The 20,572-nt window shown below is 70.2% G+C and carries 17 protein-coding genes; 8 read left to right on the forward strand and 9 right to left on the reverse strand.

The window, feature by feature from the left end:
• Positions 1 to 23: 23 nt before the first annotated feature.
• The 3 genes from AB0M51_RS40760 (at position 24) to AB0M51_RS40770 (ending at position 4,827) form a co-directional block, all read left to right on the forward strand.
• On the forward strand, positions 24 to 2,429 hold the full coding sequence (locus AB0M51_RS40760; RefSeq protein ID WP_344202307.1) for a sigma-70 family RNA polymerase sigma factor: 2,406 nt from the start codon (positions 24 to 26) through the stop codon (positions 2,427 to 2,429).
• 252 nt (positions 2,430 to 2,681) lie between these two features.
• The gene (gene aspS, locus AB0M51_RS40765; protein ID WP_344202304.1) at positions 2,682 to 3,965 is read left to right on the forward strand and encodes an aspartate--tRNA(Asn) ligase; all 1,284 of its coding nucleotides are present in this window, start codon (positions 2,682 to 2,684) and stop codon (positions 3,963 to 3,965) included.
• A 10-nt stretch (positions 3,966 to 3,975) separates the two neighbouring features.
• A complete protein-coding gene (locus tag AB0M51_RS40770; RefSeq protein WP_344202302.1) occupies positions 3,976 to 4,827 on the forward strand; it encodes an aminoglycoside phosphotransferase family protein in 852 nt (283 codons plus the stop codon).
• Here the strand turns inward: AB0M51_RS40770 and AB0M51_RS40775 are convergent.
• From AB0M51_RS40775 to AB0M51_RS40790, 4 genes are all read right to left on the reverse strand, one after another.
• Positions 4,820 to 5,887 carry a hypothetical protein gene (locus tag AB0M51_RS40775; RefSeq protein ID WP_344202300.1) on the reverse strand — a complete coding sequence of 356 codons (1,068 nt, stop codon included), beginning with the start codon at positions 5,885 to 5,887 and terminating at the stop codon, positions 4,820 to 4,822. The two genes, AB0M51_RS40770 and AB0M51_RS40775, sit on opposite strands and share 8 nt — an antisense overlap.
• Positions 5,887 to 6,975, reverse strand: a complete 1,089-nt coding sequence (locus AB0M51_RS40780; RefSeq protein WP_344202297.1) for a hypothetical protein — start codon at positions 6,973 to 6,975, stop codon at positions 5,887 to 5,889. Before AB0M51_RS40780 ends, AB0M51_RS40775 begins: the two co-directional genes overlap by 1 nt.
• 2 nt (positions 6,976 to 6,977) lie before the next feature.
• Positions 6,978 to 8,087 carry a hypothetical protein gene (locus tag AB0M51_RS40785; protein ID WP_344202294.1) on the reverse strand — a complete coding sequence of 370 codons (1,110 nt, stop codon included), beginning with the start codon at positions 8,085 to 8,087 and terminating at the stop codon, positions 6,978 to 6,980.
• A 102-nt stretch (positions 8,088 to 8,189) separates the two neighbouring features.
• Positions 8,190 to 8,627 (reverse strand): hypothetical protein, encoded by a 438-nt coding sequence (locus AB0M51_RS40790; RefSeq protein ID WP_344202291.1) that lies wholly within the window; start codon positions 8,625 to 8,627, stop codon positions 8,190 to 8,192.
• Between the two features lie 124 nt (positions 8,628 to 8,751).
• Between AB0M51_RS40790 and AB0M51_RS40795 the strand changes: the two genes are divergently transcribed.
• The 3 genes from AB0M51_RS40795 to AB0M51_RS40805 all read left to right on the forward strand — a co-directional run bounded on the left by AB0M51_RS40795 (position 8,752) and on the right by AB0M51_RS40805 (position 13,339).
• Positions 8,752 to 9,975 (forward strand): ArgE/DapE family deacylase, encoded by a 1,224-nt coding sequence (locus AB0M51_RS40795; RefSeq protein WP_344202289.1) that lies wholly within the window; start codon positions 8,752 to 8,754, stop codon positions 9,973 to 9,975.
• A gap of 12 nt (positions 9,976 to 9,987) precedes the next feature.
• Positions 9,988 to 12,522 carry an AAA family ATPase gene (locus AB0M51_RS40800; protein WP_344202286.1) on the forward strand — a complete coding sequence of 845 codons (2,535 nt, stop codon included), beginning with the start codon at positions 9,988 to 9,990 and terminating at the stop codon, positions 12,520 to 12,522.
• Positions 12,523 to 12,637: 115 nt separating this feature from the next.
• A complete protein-coding gene (locus AB0M51_RS40805; RefSeq protein WP_344202283.1) occupies positions 12,638 to 13,339 on the forward strand; it encodes an alpha/beta hydrolase in 702 nt (233 codons plus the stop codon).
• Between the two features lie 44 nt (positions 13,340 to 13,383).
• On the opposite strand, the gene AB0M51_RS40810 is transcribed toward AB0M51_RS40805, so the two are convergent.
• From AB0M51_RS40810 to AB0M51_RS40830, 5 genes are all read right to left on the reverse strand, one after another.
• Positions 13,384 to 14,610, reverse strand: a complete 1,227-nt coding sequence (locus tag AB0M51_RS40810) for a serine hydrolase domain-containing protein (protein ID WP_344202280.1) — start codon at positions 14,608 to 14,610, stop codon at positions 13,384 to 13,386.
• An 18-nt stretch (positions 14,611 to 14,628) separates the two neighbouring features.
• Complete coding sequence (locus tag AB0M51_RS40815) at positions 14,629 to 15,291, reverse strand: DUF4097 family beta strand repeat-containing protein (RefSeq protein WP_344202277.1); 663 nt, start codon at positions 15,289 to 15,291, stop codon at positions 14,629 to 14,631.
• Positions 15,292 to 15,404: 113 nt separating this feature from the next.
• Complete coding sequence (locus AB0M51_RS40820; RefSeq protein WP_344202274.1) at positions 15,405 to 15,854, reverse strand: hypothetical protein; 450 nt, start codon at positions 15,852 to 15,854, stop codon at positions 15,405 to 15,407.
• Between the two features lie 93 nt (positions 15,855 to 15,947).
• Positions 15,948 to 18,230: a helix-turn-helix domain-containing protein gene (locus AB0M51_RS40825; protein ID WP_344202272.1), complete on the reverse strand. Its 2,283-nt coding sequence runs from the start codon at positions 18,228 to 18,230 to the stop codon at positions 15,948 to 15,950.
• A 25-nt stretch (positions 18,231 to 18,255) separates the two neighbouring features.
• Complete coding sequence (locus tag AB0M51_RS40830) at positions 18,256 to 19,125, reverse strand: aminoglycoside phosphotransferase family protein (protein ID WP_363754128.1); 870 nt, start codon at positions 19,123 to 19,125, stop codon at positions 18,256 to 18,258.
• 70 nt (positions 19,126 to 19,195) lie between these two features.
• Here AB0M51_RS40830 and AB0M51_RS40835 point away from each other — a divergent pair, with 70 nt between their 5' ends.
• Both AB0M51_RS40835 and AB0M51_RS40840 read left to right on the forward strand, forming a co-directional pair.
• Positions 19,196 to 19,924 carry a DsbA family oxidoreductase gene (locus AB0M51_RS40835; RefSeq protein ID WP_344202267.1) on the forward strand — a complete coding sequence of 243 codons (729 nt, stop codon included), beginning with the start codon at positions 19,196 to 19,198 and terminating at the stop codon, positions 19,922 to 19,924.
• A 58-nt stretch (positions 19,925 to 19,982) separates the two neighbouring features.
• Positions 19,983 to 20,555, forward strand: coding sequence for a DoxX family protein (locus AB0M51_RS40840; protein ID WP_344202264.1), 573 nt, complete (start codon positions 19,983 to 19,985; stop codon positions 20,553 to 20,555).
• Positions 20,556 to 20,572 lie beyond the last annotated feature (17 nt).

The raw sequence follows: 20,572 nt of genomic DNA on the forward strand, positions 1-20,572 counted from the left end.
ACACAGAGTTAGCGGGGAGATGGATGGAGACGCCAGAGGGTCCGAGTGACGCGGAGTTCATCGCGCGCGTCCGCAACGGCGACCTGGAGGCGTACGGCGAGCTGTACGCGCGGCACCACCACGCGGCCGAACGGATGGCCCGCCAACTGGTGCCGGCCAACGACGCCGACGACCTGGCCAGTGACGCGTTCGCGAAGGTGCTGGACGCGCTGCGCGCGGGCGGCGGCCCGGACGTCTCCTTCCGCGCGTACCTGCTGACGACGGTACGGCGGGTGCACGTCGACCGGATCCGCTCCGGCAAGAAGGTGCAGTCCACCGACGACATCGCGTCGTACGAGCGGGAGCCGGAGACGTTCGACGACCCGACCGTCACCGGGTTCGAGAGCGGTGCGGCGGCGAAGGCGTTCGCCAGCCTCCCGGAGCGCTGGCAGGCGGTGCTCTGGCACACCGAGGTCGAGGGCGAGAAGCCGGCCGCGATCGCGCCGCTGCTCGGCCTGACCGCGAACGGCGTCTCCGCGCTGGCCTACCGCGCCCGCGAGGGCCTGCGGCAGGCGTACCTGCAGCAGCACCTGGCCGACGTCGCCGGTGACCGTTGCCGCTGGACGACCGAACGCCTCGGCGCGTACGTCCGCGGCGGCCTGACCAAGCGCGAGAACAAGAACGTCCGCGAGCACCTGGACGAGTGCGCGAAGTGCACCGCGGTGTACCTCGAGCTCGTCGAGGTCAACAGTGCGCTGCCGGCGCTGCTCGCCCCCGCCCTGCTGGGCACCGCGGGCCTCGGCTACCTGGCCGCGGCCTCCGGCGCGAAGGTCGGCCTGGTCGGCTTCTTCGTCACCGGCTGGAAGAAGGTCACCGAGAACAGCACCCGGACCGCCGTCGGCGCCGGTGCGGTCGTGGTGGTCGCGGTCGCCGCGGTGCTCGCGGCGATGGCGCTGACCGGCAACCACACCCCGCCGGCCGCGATCGACCAGCCCTCGCAGCCGTCCCAGCCGACCGTCCCGCCGGCCAACCCGACCAACAACCCGACGCAGCCGCCGGTCAAACCCCCGGTCAAACCAACCGCGAAACCGCCGGCGACGAAGCCCACGCAGCCGCCGGCGTCCAACCCGACGACGGCCCCGACGTCGGCGCCCACGACCGCGCCGAGCACGCCGACGCCCACCCCGACCCAGACCACGACGGTGCCGACCCCGCCGCCCACCAAGCCGACACCCCCGAAGCCGACGCCGACCACGCCGATCCATTACCCCGGCATGGTCACCATCAGCATCCCCCGCGGCGGCGGAGCACCCCCGCAGGGTGCGGGCGGAGGAGCGCCGGCGGCGAAGGGCGGCAACGCCCAGGGCAACGGCGCGCCCGCCTATGCGCTCGGCGGTGGCGCGCCGGTGATGGAGCGCAGTGGTGGGTCGCAGGCAAGCGCGGCGGCTGCCGCCGGTTCCGGCGTGCAGTTCGTGATCACGATCAAGCCGCCGGCCAAGAACCCGAACCCGGTGGTGATCCGGCTCACCTACGGTGCCGAGCTCGAGTGGCCGCTGAGCACCAACCCGCCGGGCTGGACGTGTGTGAAGTCGACCGGCACCTGCACGGCGGCCAACTCCGCGAGCCCGCAGCCGATGGCCGTCACGTTCGACGCCCCGACCGGTGGCTCGGCCGCGGACCGCACGTTCACGGTCAGCGCCAAGACCGGCCGGCTGTACGACTCCGACGCGGCGACCGTGCAGCCGAAGGCGAGCACCGACGAGAACCTGCTGAAGATCCACGACGGCAAGGCCGACCCGGACGTGCACCACCGGATTCTCACCGTCGCCCCGCGCGCCAACCGGACCAAGGTCACGCTGAAGATCACGTACGGCGACGCGCTGGCGTGGCCGATCGCGGCGAACCCGGCCGGCTGGAAGTGCTCGCAGACGACCAAGACGTGTACGGCGGCCGACCCGGACAAGCCGGCTCCGCTGGCGGCGGACTTCGACGTACCGGACAAGTCGTCGGCGGCCGCACGGACGTTCACGGTGGCGGCGCAGGCCGACCTGGTCAGCGATACCGACTCCGAGGTGCTGCCGGCCGTGCGACAGGACGAGTCGCTGCTGCAGATCCTCACGCCGACGCCCAGCCAGGACCCGGATCCCCTTGTCTACAACAGGTTCCTGAAGGTGAACGGCGCGCAGGGCCAACGGGTTGAACTCGACATCTCCTGGGGCCGCAACCTGATGTTCCTGACGTCGCTCGATGCCGGGTGGACCTGCGACCGGACCAGCGACATCCGGCGCGCGACCTGCTGGACGGACAACTACAAGAAGCCGCTGAACTCGGAGTGGAACGCGTGGTTCCCCGGCAACAGTCCGGAAAACGCGATGACAGTGCACGCCCGGGTGGGCGGTCGGGAGGATACGGACAGCGTGCAGATCCCGCCGTCGCAGTCGCGCCGGTGATATTCGGGTTGCCGCGGTCCCTTATGCTGGTTGTTGTTCGCGTTGACGGAACCGAGTAGCGCCGTACTGCACGTCCGAGAGAGTCGCCGGTAGCTGGGAAGGCGATGCGTGCAGCGGTGGCGAAGACACTCCTGAGCGACTGCTGTGCAAGAGGCCGGGCCCGTCGGGTCCGGTGAAGGTGTGGTGGCACCGCGAGATTCCCCTTCGCCCACACCTCCGGGGTTCGAGAAATGACCTGGAGGTGAAACAGCAATGCGCATTCTCAGCCATGAGATCCCCTCAGCAGTGGGCCAGACCGTCACGGTGGCCGGCTGGGTGCACCGAAGACGACGGCTCGCCGCCGTCAGTTTCCTGATCCTGCGCGACCGCTCCGGCCTGGCCCAGATCGTCGTCAAGGGTCCGCAGGAACAGCTGGACTCGTTGGGCGAGGAAACCGTCGTGGAGGTGACCGGTACGGTCGCCGCCAACGCGCAGGCGCCCGGCGGTGCGGAGATCGTCGAGCCGGTGATCACACCGCTGACCGAGCCCGCGGAGACGCCGCCGATCGAGTTGTGGCGGCCGACCGTCGGCGCCGGGCTGCCCGTCGTACTCGACAACGCGCCGGTCGCGCTGCGGCATCCCGTCGTACGTGCCGGCTGGGAGATCGCGGCGGCCGCTCTCTACGGGTTCCGGGAGGCCTTGAACGGTCAGGGTTTCACGGAGATCCAGACGCCGAAGATCGTCGGTACGGCGACCGAGTCCGGGGCGAACGTGTTCGCGCTGGACTACTTCGGCGGACCGGCGTACCTGGCGCAGTCGCCGCAGTTCTACAAGCAGCAGCTGGTCGGCGTGTTCGAGCGGGTCTTCGAGGTCGGCCCGGTGTTCCGGGCGGAGCCGCACGACACGGTCCGGCACCTCGCGGAATACGTGTCGCTGGACGCGGAGTTCGGGTTCATCACCGACCACCGCGACGTGCTCGCCGTACTGCGGTCCACGATCGCCGCGATGCTGGCGGCGGTGGAGACCCGGGCGGGCGGTGCGCTGGAGCGGCTCGGCGTGACGGTGCCGGAGATCCCGGTCGACGTACCGGTGGTGCACTTCACCGAGGCGTTGAAGATCGCCGGCGCGGACCCGGAGGAGCCGGACCTGGCGCCGGCGGACGAGCGTGCCGTCGGCGAGTGGGCGTTGCGCGAGCACGGCAGCGAGTTCGTCGCGGTCGAGGGTTACCCGATGGTGAAGCGGCCGTTCTACACGCATCCACAGCCGTCGGACCCGCGCTGGTCGAACTCGTTCGACCTGCTGTTCCGCGGCGTCGAGCTGGTCACCGGCGGACAGCGGCTGCATCGGTACTCGGAGTACGTCGCGGCGCTCGCGGTGCGGGGCGAGTCGGCCGAGTCACCGGCGTACAGCTCGTACCTGCAGGCGTTCCGGCACGGGATGCCGCCGCACGGCGGGTTCGCGATCGGGCTGGAGCGCTTCGTGGCCCGGCTGACCAAGGCGGAGAACGTCCGCGAGGTCACGCTGTTCCCCCGCGACCTGCACCGGCTGACGCCCTGATGGCCAGATCATGAACGACAGCACCGAGTCGGTTGTCGCCGAACTGAACGTTGCCCTGGGCACCGACTATCGGGTCGTGCGGCAACTGACCGGTGGTCTGCAGTCGACCGCGTACGTGCTGACCGGCGACGTCGTCCTGAAGTGGACGGACAACCCGGACTGGGCTCCCCGGGTCCGGCGGGCGGCCGAGCTCGTCCGCCGCGCCCGGGCGGTCGGCTACCCCACGCCCGCCTGGCTCGCGGTCGGCACGACCGCGGCGGGATCGCCGTACCAGTTGCAGGAACTGGTGCCCGGCAGCGCGCCGGTGCTCGACGAGGCGCTGGCGCGGGAGCTGATCGGGATCTGCGAACTCCAGCGGGACCTGATCCCGGAGGATCACGACGTGACCTGGTCGGCCTGGGCGCAGGGCGTCGTCTTCGCCGGCTGGGACGGCGTGTGGGAGCGCGTGCTCGGGTACGGCGACGAGGCGTCCGAGCTGGTACGTCGGTACGGCGAGCTGTGCCGGCCGTACCGCGACGACGTACTGCCCGGGCACGACTTCGTGCACGGCGACCTGAACATGGGCAACCTGCTGGTGTCCGAGGGGCGGATCACCGGCATCGTGGACATCGAGGCCGCAGGCAGCGGAGCGCGGGCCTACGACCTCGTATCGCTGGCGTCCTCCGCGGCCCGCGACGGCGCCGCACCCGGCGTCGACGGACTGTTCCTCGAGGCGGCGTTGCGCGCGAGCGGCCGGCCCGCGGTCGCGATCTGCGCCGCGGCGGCGTTCGCCTCCGTTGCGGAGTTCGTCCATGATCGCGGGACCTACTCCCAGGACCTGGTGAACCACGGCGGCCGCCGACTACTGGAGTTGCTCAGCTGACCGTGACCGGCGTGGTTGTGCTGGGTTGGCTGGTGTTGGTCACGTTGTCGATGCTGCTGGCAACGACCCGGTAGGCACCGGCTGCCGGCGTCGCGGTCCAGGTCACCTGGTAGCTGGCAGCCGCGCTGGTCGACGAGCCGATCAACGTCCAGTTCGCACTAGTGCAACTGCCGGAGTAGCCGGCGCAGTAGTAATACGCCACCGACTTCACCCCGGAGCCGGTCCCGTCGTCCGCAGACCCGCTCAGCACGGCACCGCTGCTGACAGCGACCGTGATGTTGAACGGGGCCGAGACCGCGGACACGAGGCTCGGCGCAGTTGCCGTGATGGTGAGCCCGATGGTCGCTTTGTTGATGACCACCCCGGTAAAGGTGGCCAGCCCAGAGGCGTTGGTTGTCGCCGTCGCGCCGGCATCGATCCCAGCAGGCGAGGATGCCAAGCTGACGGCGATCCCGGAAGCTCCGGTTGCGGTGCCGAACTGATCCTGCACCTGGACAGTGATCGCGGGCGAGAGCGCAGTACCGGCAAACCCGTTGCCCGGTCCCTGGGCGAACGCGAGCTTGGCGGGCGCACCTGGGTCGATGACGATCGGGCTGTTCGATGACCCAGCGGTGTCTTTGGTCGTCAAGACACTGAAGGAGCTCCCCAGGTACGTCCCGGCGGCCGGGTTGGTGATGCCGTCGATCCTGACGGTGCCGGAAGCGTTCTTGAGGTCGCAGGTCGACCCGGCGAGAGCGATCAGGACGACGGCCGCGCTCGGCTTGGTGACACTGGTCGTGCAGTTGCCGGTGAACCCGCCGGGCAGGGTCACCACCGGCGTGGTCGACACCGTGAACAGGCTGTTGAACGTCACTGTGATCTTGTCTCCGGCCTTCAGCTCGCCGGTCGTTCCGTTGCTGGGAGTGAAGTTGACGTCCCAGCTGGACGTCGCCCCTGCAGCTCTGCTGCCCGGGGTGAAGACGACAGTGCTCACCGCGGCGAAGGCAGCTGGGCTCTCAACGACGCCGATCGTGACCAGGACCGCAACCAGGGCGATCAGCCAAGTGCGTTTGATGCTCATCAGGAGTGTCCGTTCACGGTTGGGCGGGTGACGGTTGGTGGGGTGGTGTCGACGGTGAGCTGGGTGGCGGGGCTCGGGGTGCTGAGGTTGCCTGCGGTGTCGGTTGCTACGGCGACGATGCGGTACGGGCCGTCGGCGGCGAGTGGGGCGGTGGAGTTGACCGGGAAGCTGGTGGATGCTGCGGTGGACGAACCGATCGCGGTCCAGTTCGCGCTGGTGCAGCTGCCGGTGGCTCCGGCGCAGTAGTAGTAGGCGACCGAGGCGACGGCGGAGTTCGCGTCGGTGGCGGTGTCGGTCAGCGTGACGACCTCGTTGTTGACGAAGGTGCCGTAGGTGACGGCGGCGTTCGCTGCCGGTGCGGCGGCCGTCGGCGCGGTCACGTCGTACAGGACCGAGTTGTCCGTGCTGGTCGACGCGGTGTTGCCGGCGCCCGCGGCGTCATGGGCGACGTTGGCGGCGATCGACACGGCGACCGTGCCGGTGCCGGCCAGTCCGCTGACGGCGATGTTGTACGTCGTACCGCTGCCGGTCACCGTCGCCGTCGCACCGGCCGGGGACACCGTGACGTCTGCGCTGGTGAAGTCGCTGACGGTCTCGCTGAACACGGCGGTGAAGTTGATCGGTGCGGCTGAGGTCGGATCGGCCTGGCCGGCGGCCTGGTTGACCGTGACCGACGGCCGGGTGTTGTTCACCGTGACGTTCGCACTCGGCGCACTGGTGGCTGTCCACGTGACGAGGACTGCGGTGACCGTGTAGTGATATGTACCGTCTGCCACTGCTGCGTCGGCGCACGACGTACCGGTGGTCGGCTGCGACGGGGATGTTCCGCAAGCGGCGGCCGTCGTACTGTCGCTGTCGCGCACCCGCGTGACGTAGTAGCCGCTCGCCTGCGCGGACGCCGTCCAGCTGAGCTGGACCGTGCCGAGACCGGGTGTCGTCACCGCGGTGACGTTCGTCGGCGGGTTGAGCGTGCCGGTCGCGGCGCTACCGGTACCAGTGCCGGCCGCGGTCCAGAAGGCCCAGGCGGTGCCACCACCTGTCAGCGCGAGGAGGACGATGCCGAGCATGAGCAACAAGCGTCGAGTCATGGTCAGCTCCCCTGTCCGGCGCCCGAATAGGTGAACGTGACTGTCGCGCCTTTGCAGCCGTCCTGGTTCGAGGCTGTGTCGAGCATCGCGACCTGCGGCGCGGATCCGATCGGCACGACGGCGGCAGCGTTGCCCGGAACGGTCAGCGGATAGGTCCCGGAGTACTGCGTGATCTTGTAGTCGGCCGGTCCGCACGGCTGGTTGTGGCTGATCGCGTACTGCGTGCGCGTCACCGAGGCGAGGGCGACGGTCAGGTTCGTCACGGAGATCGGCTTCTTGTTCGGGTTGGTCAGCGTGAGGCCGAGCGGCCGGGAAACACCCGGAGCCAGTGCGCCGGACAGGTTGCCGCTGATCGTGAACGGCTTCCCTGTGCTTTGTACGACGAGTTGCACGCTCGCGTAGGCGTACAGCGGGGAGCCGGACTGGCTCTGACCGGATGCGGTCAGGTAGAGCGTGTAGGTGCCGTCGTTCGCGGTTGTGGGTGTGGTGATCTGCAGTGTCGACGAGGTGCCGGTTGCCGGGTTCGGTGAGTAGACCGCGGTCGCGCCCGTGGGCAGGCCGCCGACGACGCCCAAGGTGATCGGCCCCGGGAAGTTCGTCCGGGTCAGTTGCAGGGTGTACACGGCGGTGGACCCGGGTGCGAGCCTCACCGACGCAGGAGTCGCGGACAGCGCGATCGAACTCGAGACCGGCGCGTTGACGGTCAGGGTGGCCGATACGGTCCCGCTGACCTTGCCGCTGGCGCCCTGGACGGTGAAGGTGAACGATCCGATCGGTGTCGTGGACCCCGTGTTCATGGTCAGGGTGGTCTGCGCCTTACCGCCCGAAGCGAGCGTCACCGACGGCGGGCTGAACGTCCCCGACGCACCACTCGGCAGGCCGCTCGCGCTGAGCGACACCGCTCCCGTGAAGCCTCCCGTCGAGGTCACGCTGACGGTGTACGTCGCGGTCTGGCCGCGGGTCACCGACTGCCCGGCCGGTGAGATGCCCAGCGACAGGCCGGGTTTCGCCGGCTGCGCGGCGTACGCCAGGCCGGCCACGGCGAGCACCAGGCACAGGCCGGCGATCACGAACCTGATCACCCGGCGCGGCGCCGTACGCGTGCCTCGCATCCGTTGCTCACTCCCCCCAAGAACTGCTGCGGTCCCGGCCCGGACGAGGCGCTGGGTCGATGAAGCACCTCGCCCGGGAACCCGGGAAACCGCGACGACGAACTAGTTGCTGGACAGCGTCAGCGTGATCGTGGCGCCCTTGCAGGAGTCCTGGTTGGCTGCGGTGTCGGCGAAGCTCAGCGTGCCTCCGTTGGTCAACTGGACGCCGGACGCGCCGGCCGCGATGGTCTGGTTCTCGGCCACCGGCGCGATGGTGAACCAGGTCGGGTCACAGGTGCCGGAAGCGGTGACGACCGAGGTCACCGTGCCGACCTGCAGGCTCGACGAACCGCCGTTGTCCGCCGTGAACGTGACGGGCGTGCTGCCGCCCGGCGTCAGACCGTCCGCGAAGCTCGCGTGCAGGGTGATGGTGCCGTTCGACGACGCGGTCGCCGCCGAGCCGGTGCCCGAGCCCGTGGTGCTCCAGTAGGCGAACGCGCTGCCGGCGCCGATGACGAGTGTGGCGGCTGCGGCGATCAGGATCTTCTTCTTGCGGTGCATGGCGGTTTCCCTTCCCCCCGACCCCCAGTGGGCCGTCTCCCCGGAAGGCTGTCAGGAGTGGCCGCGGGCCGTCTGTCGGGCGATCGGTCAGTTCTTGTCGGTCGATCGGTGGTATTCAAGTGCTGTGGATTTCGAGACTGAACGGACCGTTCTGGCCGCCGTCGACGACAGCCGGATCGTCGACGATCTACGCGAGCTGGTGCGGATTCCGAGCGTGGACGGAACCCCGGCCGAGGCCGACGTGCAGGCGTGGTGTGCCGCGCGGTTGCGGGCGCTCGGGCTGACGGTGGACCACTGGCTGCTCGACCTTCCGGTGGACGATCCGGAGTTCCCCGGCATGGAGGTCGAGCGGGCCGAGGCCTGGGGATGCGTCGGCGTTCTCGGCGGCGCCGCGACGCCGGGGCTGATCCTCAACGGGCATGTCGACGTGGTGCCGGGTACGGCGTTCGACGCGCGGATCGAGGACGGTGTGATGTGGGGTCGCGGGACCTGTGACATGAAGGGCGGCGTGGCGGCGATCTTCGGCGCGGTCGCCGCGATCGTTGCCTCCGGTGTCCAGTTGCGGCAACCGCTGGCCGTACACACGGTGATCGGTGAGGAGGACGGCGGCGCCGGTGCGTTCGCGACCCTGCGGCGCGGACACAGTGGCGCGGCCTGCCTGATCGCGGAGCCGACCGCGGGCGCGGTGATCCCGGCGAACGCGGGCTCGCTGACGTTCCGGCTGGAGGTGCCGGGGCTCGCGACGCACGGCTCGACGCGCAGCCGCGGGGTGAACGCGATCGAGAAGTTCACCGTGATCCAGGCGGCCCTGCAGGAGCTCGAACGCGCACGCAACCGAGATCCGCATCCGCTGCTCGCGCACCTGGATCTCGCCAACCCGTTGTCCGTCGGCACGATCGCGGCCGGCGACTGGGCGAGCACGGTGCCGGATCACCTGGTGGCGGAGGGTCGGTACGGCGTACGGCTGGGTGAAGGCGTTGCGGAAGCGCGGGCCGCGTTCGAGGCGGCGGTGGCGGACGCATGCGCGAAGGACGACTGGCTGCGGGAGCACCCGGTGCTGGTGAGTTGGCCGGGTGGTGAGTTCGCGTCAGGCATGCTGCCGGACGGGGACCCGCTGCTGGCCGACACGGTCCAGGCAGTGGCTGACGTTCGCGGGGACGCCCCGGCGGTGCAGGGGGCGCCGTACGGGTCGGATCTGCGGCAGTACGCCGCCTCAGGCATCCCGACGTTGCAGTACGGCCCGGGTGACGTCCGGTACGCGCATGCCGCGGACGAGCACGTCGTACTGGCCGACGTACTGCACGCTGCCCGGGTGTATGCCCTGCTGGCTGTCCGGCGCTGCGGTTGATACAAATCCACCATGGTGCCGCTGCGGGGACGGTCTGAGGAGCTGGGCAAGCTCCTGGACGCATTGCGTGCAGCAGGCAACGGACGAGCATCACTGGCGGTTGTCAGCGGTGAGCCAGGGATCGGCAAGTCAGCGTTGCTGGCGGCGGCTGTGGAGCAGGCCGAGCGGCAGGGCTTCCTGGTGGCCAGTGCGGTTGCGCACCAGACCGACAACATCAGCCCGCTCGCCTCGCTCGCTCCTGCGCTCCGGAGCGGTGCAGAGCCGCTGATCGACACCGACCAGTTCCTGGAACTGGCTGGCCTCAACACGCAGCCCTTGTGGCTGGCTGAGCGGTTGGCCGACCTCATAGGGCGGCGGCTGGCCGGTGTACGCGCGCTGATCGTGCTGGACGACGCACAGTGGTCGGACCCGCTCACGGCGTTCGTACTGCGGGTCGTGATCGACAGGCTCCCCGCAGCACAAGTGCTGTGGCTGCTAGCTACTCGGCCCTCTCCTGGCGGTACGACGGACCAGCTGGTCGAGGCGGTCAACGTACCGGTGCACAGCATCCGGCTGGCGCCGTTGACCGCGGAGGCGATCCAGGACCTCGCCGCGGACCGGTTGAACCATGCGGTGGACCCGTCGCTCGCCGTACAGCTGGCCGGCGTACAAGGGATCCCGTTCCTGGCCGAGCAGCTCATTGCCGGGCTGTACCTGAGCGACAACGACCTGTCCGCGGGGCTGGTCGAGGGTGTACGTCGGCGTACGGCTGAGCTGTCCGAGACGAGCCGTGAGCTGGTACGGACGGCGGCTGTCTTCGGGAGCGAGTTCCAGCTGGAGGACGTCGCCGTACTGATGGCTGCGCCGGTAGCGCGGCTGGCAGCGCCGTTGGAGGAGGCGATCAAGGCAGGGCTGCTGGTTGACGGCGGTTCGGTACTGCGGTTCCGGCACGAGCTGCTTCGCTCCGCGGCGCTGGCCGACGTACCGCCGTCTGCTCAGCGGGCGCTGCACGGGGCGATTGCGAACCAGTTGATGGCTGCGGGGCGTGGTGCTGCCGCAGCCGCGCCGCATGTGCTTGCTGTAGCGCAGCCGGGTGACGTGGTGGCTGTTGAGACGCTGAGGGAAGCGGCGCGGGACCTGCTGGCCACTATGTCGACAACAGCCGCCGAGGTGATCCAGCAGGCGTTCGAACTCACCAGGGTGGGTGATCCGCTGCGGGCTGAGGTCGGTGTCGACGTGGTGAGCGTATTGCTCGCTGCCTGGCAGTACGACCGTGCGAAGGCGTTCGCGGACGACCTGCTGCGCGATGCGACGCCGGACCTGCGGGCGACGCTGCTTCTGCATCTCGCGCCCTTCCGCCGTCTCGACGTGCATGACCTGACCGTTCCAGGTGCAGCACCCGAGCTCGCCGAACGCCTCGCCGGCCATCGCGCTCTCGCAGGTGCGGAAGCGCCGTCTTCAGCAACCGATCCAATTGCCCAGGGGCTGCAACTGGTGGCTTCAGCTGAGCAGGCCCGGGCTGAGGGGCGGTTCGGCGAGGCCCGTGAGCTGTACGGTGCGGCACGCCGGGCGCCGGTCGGTCTCGGCAGCCTGCCGGCTACGCAGGTCGAAGTGGGCGAGCTGTACTGCCGTGCCGAGACGGACGACCTGCCTGCCGCGCTGGAGCGCGTGCGAGAGCTGATGACCGCGGGCGACTCGTGGGCCGCTCCCCAGCTGGCTGTGCTGCGGGCGCGGCTCGAGTACGCGTCCGGCAACCTGCGGGAGGCAGAAGACGCCGCACAGTCCGGTCTGCGCTGGATGGACCAGCTCCACGACCAGACCCTCGCCCCAGCAGCAGACCAGGTCCTCGCGCTGATCGCTCTGCTCCGCGGGCACCTCAGCCAGGCACGGAAGCTTGCGGGTCACGACCCGACCATCAGTGCCTTGCTGGCCATGGCAGACGGTGACCCGCAGGCAGTAGAGCGCTTGGCCGGCACGCCACACGACGTCCCGGAGCGCATCGGCTTACTGCTGGAGGCCAACGCGTGGCGCCAGCTGGAGCAGCTGCAGCCGTCAGCAGCAAGCCGTGGCGCACTAGCGGTAGTAGCCGCTGGCAACGACGTTGAGCAGCTGGCCGCGGCGTTAGAGGTCGTCCGTACTACTCACCGGCCGTTGCTGGTCGCACAGGTCGCGGAGCGGTACGGGCGGGCTGCTCTGGACGCGGGCGACCGTACGACCGGCGTACGGGCGCTGGAGCAGGCCCTGGACAGCCTGGCTGCTCTGGGCGCGACGGCTCCGGCCGGACGGATCCAGGCGGTGCTGCAGGCAGCCGGAGTCCGGCGGCGTCGCTGGGCCGCCGTACCGCCGCGGGCTCAGCAGGGGTGGGAGTCGCTGACGCCCATGGAGCGTCGGGTCGCCTTACTGGTGGCGGACGGTCATACGAACCGGTCGGCGGCCGACGAGCTGGTGGTATCGGCCAGTACGGTCGGGACGCATCTGCGAGCCGTGTTCGGCAAGCTCGGGGTGAACTCGCGAGTGCAGCTGACCCGGTTGGTGCTGGAGCGGTTCGCTCCTCCCCCGAACGCATGAGATTCGGGTGCACCGCGGGAGCCGGCGCCCCGAGCAGATTCATGCGTTCACGCGATCCGCGGGAGCAGGCTTGAGCGGTTTCCTTCTATCAAGCAACCACGAAGGGAAACGCGAGATGAGTGAGAAGACCCCCACCGTCGTCCTGGTGCACGGGGCGTTTGCGGAGAACAGCAGCTGGAACGGGGTGATCGCCGAGCTCACCAGCCAGGGCATCCCGGCGATCGCGGTCGCGAACGAGCTGCGCGGGCCCGCGCTCGACGGCAGCCGCGTGGCCGCCCAGGTTCGCGAGATCGACGGCCCGGTCGTGCTGGTGGGGCACTCGTACGGCGGTGCCGTGATCACCGCCGCCGCTGCCCAGGCCGACAACGTGTCCGCGCTGGTGTACGTCGCGGCGTTCGTCCCGGAGGAGGGCGAGAGCCTGCAGGACCTCCTCGGCAGCTTCCCCGCCAACGACTTCGCCTCCGGTCTGGTCCCGCACCAGCTTCCGGCCGGCGACGGCGAGGAGACCTGGCTGAGCATCGACCGGGACAAGTTCCCGGCGCTGTTCGCGGCCGACGTCGAGGACGCCGAACTGCTCGGCCGGACGCAGCGCCCGATCGCGGCGGCGGCGTTCGACGAGAAGTCCGGTACGGCGACCTGGAAGCGCCTCCCGGTCTACGACCTGGTCGCCACCCACGACGAGGCGATCCACCCGGAGGGCCAGCGGAAGATGGCCGCTCGCGCGAACGCGACCACCGTCGAGGTCGACGGCTCGCACGCCGTCGCCGTCTCGCAGCCGAAGGCGGTCGCCGACTTCATCGCCCAGGCCGTCCGCTGAACGAACCTGCCCGGCTCAGGGATTCCTGAGCCGGGCAGCAGGTGTCAGTCGTCGAGAGACTGGTAGATCGTCGTCCAGAAGTCCTGCATGATCTGCATCGGTGTCGCGGTGGACGCGCCGACCTGGGTCAGCAGGATGCCGACGACCTGGTTGACCGGGTCGGCATACGTTGACGTACCGGAGCCGCCGTCCCAGCCGAACTGGCCGACCGGGGCGTAGTCGCCGCGGTACGTGCGAACCGCCATCCCGAAGCCCCAGCCGCCGTGCTGGCCCTGGCCGAACGAGATGTGCACGTTGTCCCGCGCCATCGCCTCCCGCCAGGCCAGCTGCTCCGCCGTGAGCCGGTTGGTGGTCATCAGCTCCACCGCCGGCCGGGACAGGATCCGCTCGCCCTGGTGCTTGCCCAGGTTCAGCAACATCCGGAAGTACGCGTAGTAGTCGTCGGCGGTCGAGTTCAGCCCGCCGCCTCCGCCCTGGAACGCCGGTGGCGTGCTGTGCCGGCCGCCCTCGGCCTCGTCCCACACGTGGAACTCACCGCTCGCCGGGTCCGGCACGTAGAGCGGTGGCAGCCGGTGCAGGTCCTTCTGCGGTACGTAGAACCCGGTGTCCTTCATCCCGAGCGGCCCGAACACCCGCTCCTGCAGGAAGTCGCCGTACGACTGGCCGGAGACTCTGGAGACCAGTACGCCGAGCAGGTCGCTGCTGATCTGGTACTGCCACAGCTCACCGGGCTGGTGCATCAGCGGCAGGGTCCCGAGGCGGCGCATCCATTCGTCCTGCTCGGGCATCGGCTCGGGCAGGTTGGGCGTGAGGCCCTGGGCGAAGACCTCGTTCATGATCGGGGTACCGAGCGAGGTCATGTCCATGCCGAGCCCGAACGTCGAGGTCAGCACGTCCCGGACGGTGATCGGCCGCTTCGCCGGCACCGTGTCGTCCAGTTCGGAGTTGATGGTGCGGAGCACCTTGCGGTCGGCGAGTTCCGGCAGCCAGGTGTCGACCACGTCGTCCAGCCGGATCCGGCACTCGTCGAGCAGCACCATCGCGGCCGCGACCGTGACCGGCTTGGAGGTCGACGCCATCCGGAAGACGGTGTCCCGCTGCATCGGCGGGCCGCCGTCGTGGCGCATGGTCCCGAGGGTCTCGACGTACGGCTCGGCGTCGCCGCGGCCGACCAGGGCGACGACCCCGGGAATCTTCCCGGAGTCGACGTACCCGGACAGGACCTCGTGCAGCCGCTTCTCGGCGGCCGCGGAGATTCCGTTCGTTGCCATCAGTGGTGTTCCCTTCGGTCAGAGGCTGTGGGCGACGATGTCGCCGACGGTGGTGGTCGCCCGGATGGTGAGCTGGGCGGCCTCGGAGTTCTTCAGCGAGTTGTTGATCCGGCCGGTGGTGGTGCCGGCGTCGAGCGCGGCCGAGACACCCGCGGCCGCGCCGACCTCGATCTCGCCGACGTCGGTGCGCAGCTCGAGCGCGCCCTGCTCGGCCTCGGCGATCCGGATGTCCCCCTTGCTGGTGCGGACCTCGGCCGGCCCGTTCAGGTGGCCGATCGCGACGTCACCGGCGACGGTGGCGACCCGGGCGCTCGCCACGTCGGCGAGCTTGATCGAGCCGTGCGAGCTCTCGACGACCACGGCGCCGAGCGGCCCGCTGGTCTCCAGTTCGGTGCTGGCCGCCTTCACCTCGACCTGGGACCCGGCGGGCAGTTCGACCTGCACCGCGACGGACCCGGACGGGCCGAAGTACTGGTTCTTGGTGACGACCGTGATCCGCAGTACGCCGTCCGCGTACTCGACCTGGGTCGCCTCGGCCGCCTTGACGTCCCGGCCCTTCGACGGGTCGAGCGGCTGTACCTGGACGGTGCTGTCGGTCCGCTCGGAGGCGGCGAAGCTGATCCGGCCGGCGGGGATGTTCAGGACTGCGGAGATGGCCTCGGGGGTGTTGAAAGTAGACATGGTGTTGCCTCTCTGACGGTTGCGAACGTTGTTGTTGTGACCACTCTGGAAGAGCGCCCTGACACCGGGCCGCCGTCGCGCTGACACGCCGGCAGTCGCGGTGGAAGGACATGTCAGCAGCCGAGCCGGTCGGCGATGACGCCCAGCACGTCGTCCAGGTCGCGGCGCATCCGGACCCGCAGACCGAGGTCGGCGATCCCGTCCGCGAAGCCCGGATGGCTCGGGACGACGCGGTGTACCCGGTGGGTGACCAGTGCGCCGGCGGAGCACGCAGTCACGGCGTAGATCCCGGCGTACCAGCTCTGCACCGCCAGCGTGGAGCTCGCGGGATCGACGCGGATCACCGCCGGCGCGACCGGTCCGGCGAGCTCGGCCCGGTAGACGCCGGTGTCGGGTGCTGCGACCACGGTCATGGATCCTCGGCGGGCGGCCGAGGCGTGGGCGAGGACCAGCAGATTGTCGTAGCCGACCCGGCCTTCGGAGACAGCGAGCAGCAGTCCGGCGACGGCTGCCGGTGGTGCGGCGACTGTTCCGTCTACTGCCCAGAGCGCGGGGAGGTCCATGGCCGGAAGCTTCGGCGTCAGGTCAGGCCGGGACAATCCGGTCGCCGGTCTCCCGGGACAGATCTGTGCGGGCTGACCTGCGGATTCGTGCTTCTAGGACTGGTGTCCCGGGACGGGACGGGACAGGCCTGCACGCGCCGCCGGGACCAGGTAGTCGAGGCCGTGGGAGATAGCGAGGTCCAGCGCCGCCTGGAAGTTCTGTGCTGCGGTGTCCGGGTCGCCGGTGGCCAGACACGCCTCGGCGTACGGCAGGAGACCGCGGACCAGCCGGTCCGGCTCGCCCGCCTGCTCGAGAATGCGGACAGCCTCGGCCTGCCTGGTCGCGGCCTCGTCCCGACGTCCCAGGTGCAGCAGGGCGACGGCTACGTCGGTAAGGCTGTTCGCTTCGAACAGCGCGTGCTGGGTCGCCCGGCTGATGGCGACAGACCGCTCCGCGAAGTCGAGCGCACCCTGTAGGTCTCCCAGTCCCAGGGCCGCGCGGCCGAGCACGTCCAGACACATGCGCGCGGTCTGACGGTCGCTGTCGCGGGTGGCCTCCAGTACGTCGGCAGCGATCTCGCGGGCGGTGTCGTACTTGTCCAGACGCAGGAGCGCGTGCGCGAGCGTGGCTCGCACCCGTAGCCGCACGAGGGCCTCCTCAGGTGGGAGAACGGCGACCGCCTGCTCCAGGAAGTCCACTGCCTGCGCGGTGTCGCTGTGCTCGTAGAGCTCTCCCAGCTGAAAGAGGGCCATCGCCTCGCCGACACGATCACCGTCCATCAGTGCGCGCGCAGCCCGGAGTTCCACGCCCGCCTGCGTCGGCAGTCCCATCCGCAGGTGCAGGACGCCCAGGAGGTAGTGGTGCGAGGCAAGAACCCGACGGACACCGAGCCGTTCAGCAGCCGGCGTACTGGCCACGAGCGCGTCCAGCAGCTGTCTCGAACCGCCACGGCGTCCGTGGGCGATCGTCACGATCTGACCGAGCCCAACGGCCACGGTGTCGATCCGCAGCTGTACGGCGAGCGTGAACGTGGCCATGAGGTTGTCCCACTCGGTGTCCAGCCAGCTGACGTCGCTGTCGAGATCGGGCAACGCCGCAGGCGGCTGCGAGACCGTGACCGGCAGTGGGAAGACAACCTGGACAAGCTGCTTCACGGCGATCAGGCAGGTCAGGTAATAGTCGCCGAGCCGGGTGATCGCGGGCACCGGATCCGCCGCGGGGTCGTCCGCGCGGGCAGCCTGGCGGAGCAGGTCGTGCATGCGGTAGCGGCCCGCGGCCGGCTCCTGGACCAGGTGCGCGTCCACCAGATCCTCCAGGAGCGAGCGGGCGTTCCCCAACGGGATCCCGGCCAGCGCGGCGGCGCCGTACGCGTCGATATCGTCGCCCGGCACCTGCCCGAGCAGCTGGAACATCCGCCGCTGTGCCGGATCCAGTTGCCGCAGTGACATCTCGAAGACGTCGCCCACCGCCAGCTCGCCCTCCCGCAGGCGTTCCACGAGAGTGTCGAGCGTCCACGCGGGACGGTGCCGTAGCCGGGCGGCGACCACTCGGATCGCGAGCGGCAGGTTCCCGCAACGCCGCAGGACCTCGTCGATGTCGCCCGGCCGGGTCCCACCGGCCGACTCGGTCAGCAGCTGTACGGCGTCATCGGGCGGCAGCACGTCCAGCGAGACCGGTCGTACGCCGTCCAGCTCCACCAGCCGCCGGCGACTGGTGATCACGACGAAGCTCTGGCCGGCACCTGGCAGCAGGTCCCGGACGTGCTCTGCGTCGGCGGCGTTGTCCAGCACCACGACCGCGCGCCTGGTTGCCAGCTCGGACCGCCAGAGGGCGGCCCGCTCGACCAGTCCGTCCGGGATCCGGGCCGGTGCCAGGCCGAGAGCGGTCAGCAGCACCCGGAGTGCCTCGGACGGCTCGACAGGCTCCCGCCCGGGTGTGAACCCGTGCAGGTCCTGGTAGAGCTGCCCGTCGGGGTGGTCGGCGGTCAGCAGGTGTGCGGCGTGCACGGCCAGCGCGGACTTGCCGACACCACCCATGCCGTCGATCGTCACCACCGCCGTACTGCGTGCTGCCTGCAGGAGGGTTTCCAGCTCAGCACGGCGACCTGTGAACGCCATGACGTCGTGTGGCAGGTCATTGCGTACCTGTGGGGCTGCAGGCGGATCTGTCCGTGGCCCGTCGGTCTTGGCACGCTCCCACACGTCCCGCAGCGGACGGGGGTCGCGGCCGGCGGCCTTGCACAGGGCAACCACCGTCGGCCACGGCGGCACGGCCTGACCCGAGAAGTACCGCGAGAGCGAGGAGCTGCTGGCGTTGATATCGCGGGCCAGCTCCCGCAGGCTACGTCCGGTCAGGTCACGCAACTGCGACAACTGCCCTGCCAACTCGCCCCGCATACGCCCTCCTCCCGGCGGCCCGAGTCTAGAGACCGCCCGAAAGGATGCGCTGCATCGCCGCGTGGCCGGCCGGCAGCCAGGTCGGCTTGCCGCCGCGGAGACCCTTCACCCCGGCGGTCCCGATGGCGATCAACGACAGCGCGCGGGCGGCGGCCCAGGCGCGGGCCCGGCGGTAGGTCGCGTCGTCGACCGGGTAAGCCTCGAAGAAGCGGTCCACCGAGCCGTCGGGCAGCAGCAGCCAGGCGGCCGACAGGTCGGTGGCCGGGTCGCCGTGGGACAGGTCGCCGAAGTCGACCACGCCCGCGAGGGTGCCGTCGGCAACGACCACGTTCGCCGGATGCAGGTCGCTGTGCAGCCACACCGGCGTACCCGTGTACTCGGGCGCCGCGACCCCGTCGGCCCACACCTCCCGTACGCCGTCCTCGACGGCGAACTCGTCCGCCCACTTCTCGAACCCTTCGGTGTGACCGCGCAGCCCGTCCCCCCGGCCCGGGGTCCGCGGCGCGTCGGCGGGGGCCTCGGTGTGCAGCGCCAGCAGGAAAGCGGCCAGGCTGTCGGCGGCCTGCGGCGAGCTGATCGGCGTACGGTCGGCCGGCTCGCCGGATACCCAGGTGGTGACCAGCCAGGACTTGGGGAAGCGGTCCGAGGGTTCACCGAGCCGCACCGGGGTCGGGACCGGCAGCGGGACCCGGGCGGCGATCTCGGGGAGCCAGCGGTGCTCGTTGAGGAGCGGGACGGAGGTCGGGTCGTTGCGGGGGATCCTCAAGGCCAGGTCCTCGCCGAGGCGCCACATCTGGTTGCCCCAGCCGCCGTCCACCTCCTTGAGCTCCAGGTCGGCCAGATCCGGGTGCTGCTCTTTCAACAGGGTCCGCACGAGTTCCTCGTCCAAGCTCATGGAGCGTCAGACGCGTCACAGCCGTGCCTGGTTGGGAATAGGTCCACGAAGTGGGCAGTTGCCGACTGTCATGCGCATTGATGTGTGGTCCGACGTCGTCTGCCCCTGGTGCTACATCGGCAAGCGCCGGCTCGAAGAGGCTCTTGCCGGCAGCGGCGACAAGGCTGAGGTCGTCTGGCACAGCTTCCAGCTCGACCCCTCGTCGACGAACGACGACCCCCGGGACCTGGCGACCCGTCTGGGCGAGAAGTACGGCCGCGGCCGCGAGTGGGGCCTGCAGGCGAACGCCCAGGTCACCGAGGTCGCTGCGGAGGCCGGTCTGGAGTATCACCTGGACAAAGCGAAGCCGGCCAACACCGTCGACGCCCACCGCGTTCTGCATCTCGCCCGTGAGCTCGCCGAGACCGGTGAGGTCCCTGCCGACACGCAGGGCCGTCTCAAGGAGCGGCTGTTGAAGGCGTACTTCACCGACGGTCTCCCGGTCGGTGACCACACCACCCTGACCGAGCTGGCCACCGAGGTCGGCCTCCCCGCCGAGCGGGTGCGCGAGGTCCTGGCGGGTACGGCGTACACCGAGGAGGTCGCGGCGGACCAGGCGCAGGCCCTGGCGTACGGCGCCAACGGCGTGCCGTTCTTCGTCATCGACGAGAAGTACGGCGTGAGCGGCGCGCAGCCCGTGGAGGTGTTCCAGGAGGCCCTACGGCGGGCGAACGCGGACCGTAAGCCGGTGACGCTGATCACCGCGCCGGGCGCGACGGACGGTGACGCCGCGTGCGGGCCGGACGGATGCCCGATCTGATCAGAAGGTTCAGCGGTGGGTACCGGACCTCGTACGAAACGTGGTGTATGAAGGAGGCATGACTGTCGTGCGCGCACTGGCCAGGCCGTTGCTGTCCGTCATTTTCGTCGTGCAGGGCGCAAACTCGATCCGCAACCCGGAGCCGCTGGTACCGAAGGCGCAGCCGGTGACCGATCGGCTCGTGCCGATGGTGAAGAAGGTGGCGCCGCCGCAGGTGGGCGAGCGCATCCCGGACACCACCGCGAACCTCGTCCGGCTGAACGGCGCGGCGCAGGTGCTCGGCGGTGTCGCGCTGGCGACCGGTAAGGGCCGCCGGCTCGGGGCGTCGCTGCTGGCCGCGTCGCTGGTGCCGACAACGCTCGCCGGTCACGCGTTCTGGCAGGAGAAGGACAAGACGGTGCGCACCCAGCAGCGCGTCCAGTTCATGAAGAACCTCGGTCTGCTGGGCGGACTGCTGCTCGCCGCGGTCGACACGGAGGGCAAGCCGGGCGTCGCCTGGCGCGCGACGCACGGGGCCAAGGCGGCCAAACGTGAGACGAAGCGCGGCGCGAAGACCGCCAAGCGGGAGGCCAAGCAACTGGCCCGCGAGGCGAAGCACGCGGCCCGACTCGCCAAGGCTGAGCTGAGCTGATCCCGGCGGGGCATCGT

It is taken from the genome of Kribbella sp. NPDC051137, from assembly GCF_040682535.1.
GTDB lineage: Bacteria > Actinomycetota > Actinomycetes > Propionibacteriales > Kribbellaceae > Kribbella > Kribbella karoonensis.

Coding starts and splice junctions, on each gene's coding strand:
- AB0M51_RS40815 (WP_344202277.1), bottom strand. CDS start 15,291: ATGTCTACTTTCAACACCCCCGAGGCCATCTCCGCAGTCCTGAACATC.
- AB0M51_RS40800 (WP_344202286.1), top strand. CDS start 9,988: ATGGTGCCGCTGCGGGGACGGTCTGAGGAGCTGGGCAAGCTCCTGGAC.
- AB0M51_RS40820 (WP_344202274.1), bottom strand. CDS start 15,854: ATGGACCTCCCCGCGCTCTGGGCAGTAGACGGAACAGTCGCCGCACCA.
- AB0M51_RS40770 (WP_344202302.1), top strand. CDS start 3,976: ATGAACGACAGCACCGAGTCGGTTGTCGCCGAACTGAACGTTGCCCTG.
- AB0M51_RS40775 (WP_344202300.1), bottom strand. CDS start 5,887: ATGAGCATCAAACGCACTTGGCTGATCGCCCTGGTTGCGGTCCTGGTC.
- AB0M51_RS40825 (WP_344202272.1), bottom strand. CDS start 18,230: ATGCGGGGCGAGTTGGCAGGGCAGTTGTCGCAGTTGCGTGACCTGACC.
- AB0M51_RS40830 (WP_363754128.1), bottom strand. CDS start 19,125: ATGAGCTTGGACGAGGAACTCGTGCGGACCCTGTTGAAAGAGCAGCAC.
- AB0M51_RS40805 (WP_344202283.1), top strand. CDS start 12,638: ATGAGTGAGAAGACCCCCACCGTCGTCCTGGTGCACGGGGCGTTTGCG.
- AB0M51_RS40785 (WP_344202294.1), bottom strand. CDS start 8,087: ATGCGAGGCACGCGTACGGCGCCGCGCCGGGTGATCAGGTTCGTGATC.
- aspS (WP_344202304.1), top strand. CDS start 2,682: ATGCGCATTCTCAGCCATGAGATCCCCTCAGCAGTGGGCCAGACCGTC.
- AB0M51_RS40790 (WP_344202291.1), bottom strand. CDS start 8,627: ATGCACCGCAAGAAGAAGATCCTGATCGCCGCAGCCGCCACACTCGTC.
- AB0M51_RS40840 (WP_344202264.1), top strand. CDS start 19,983: ATGACTGTCGTGCGCGCACTGGCCAGGCCGTTGCTGTCCGTCATTTTC.
- AB0M51_RS40780 (WP_344202297.1), bottom strand. CDS start 6,975: ATGACTCGACGCTTGTTGCTCATGCTCGGCATCGTCCTCCTCGCGCTG.
- AB0M51_RS40760 (WP_344202307.1), top strand. CDS start 24: ATGGAGACGCCAGAGGGTCCGAGTGACGCGGAGTTCATCGCGCGCGTC.
- AB0M51_RS40835 (WP_344202267.1), top strand. CDS start 19,196: ATGCGCATTGATGTGTGGTCCGACGTCGTCTGCCCCTGGTGCTACATC.
- AB0M51_RS40810 (WP_344202280.1), bottom strand. CDS start 14,610: ATGGCAACGAACGGAATCTCCGCGGCCGCCGAGAAGCGGCTGCACGAG.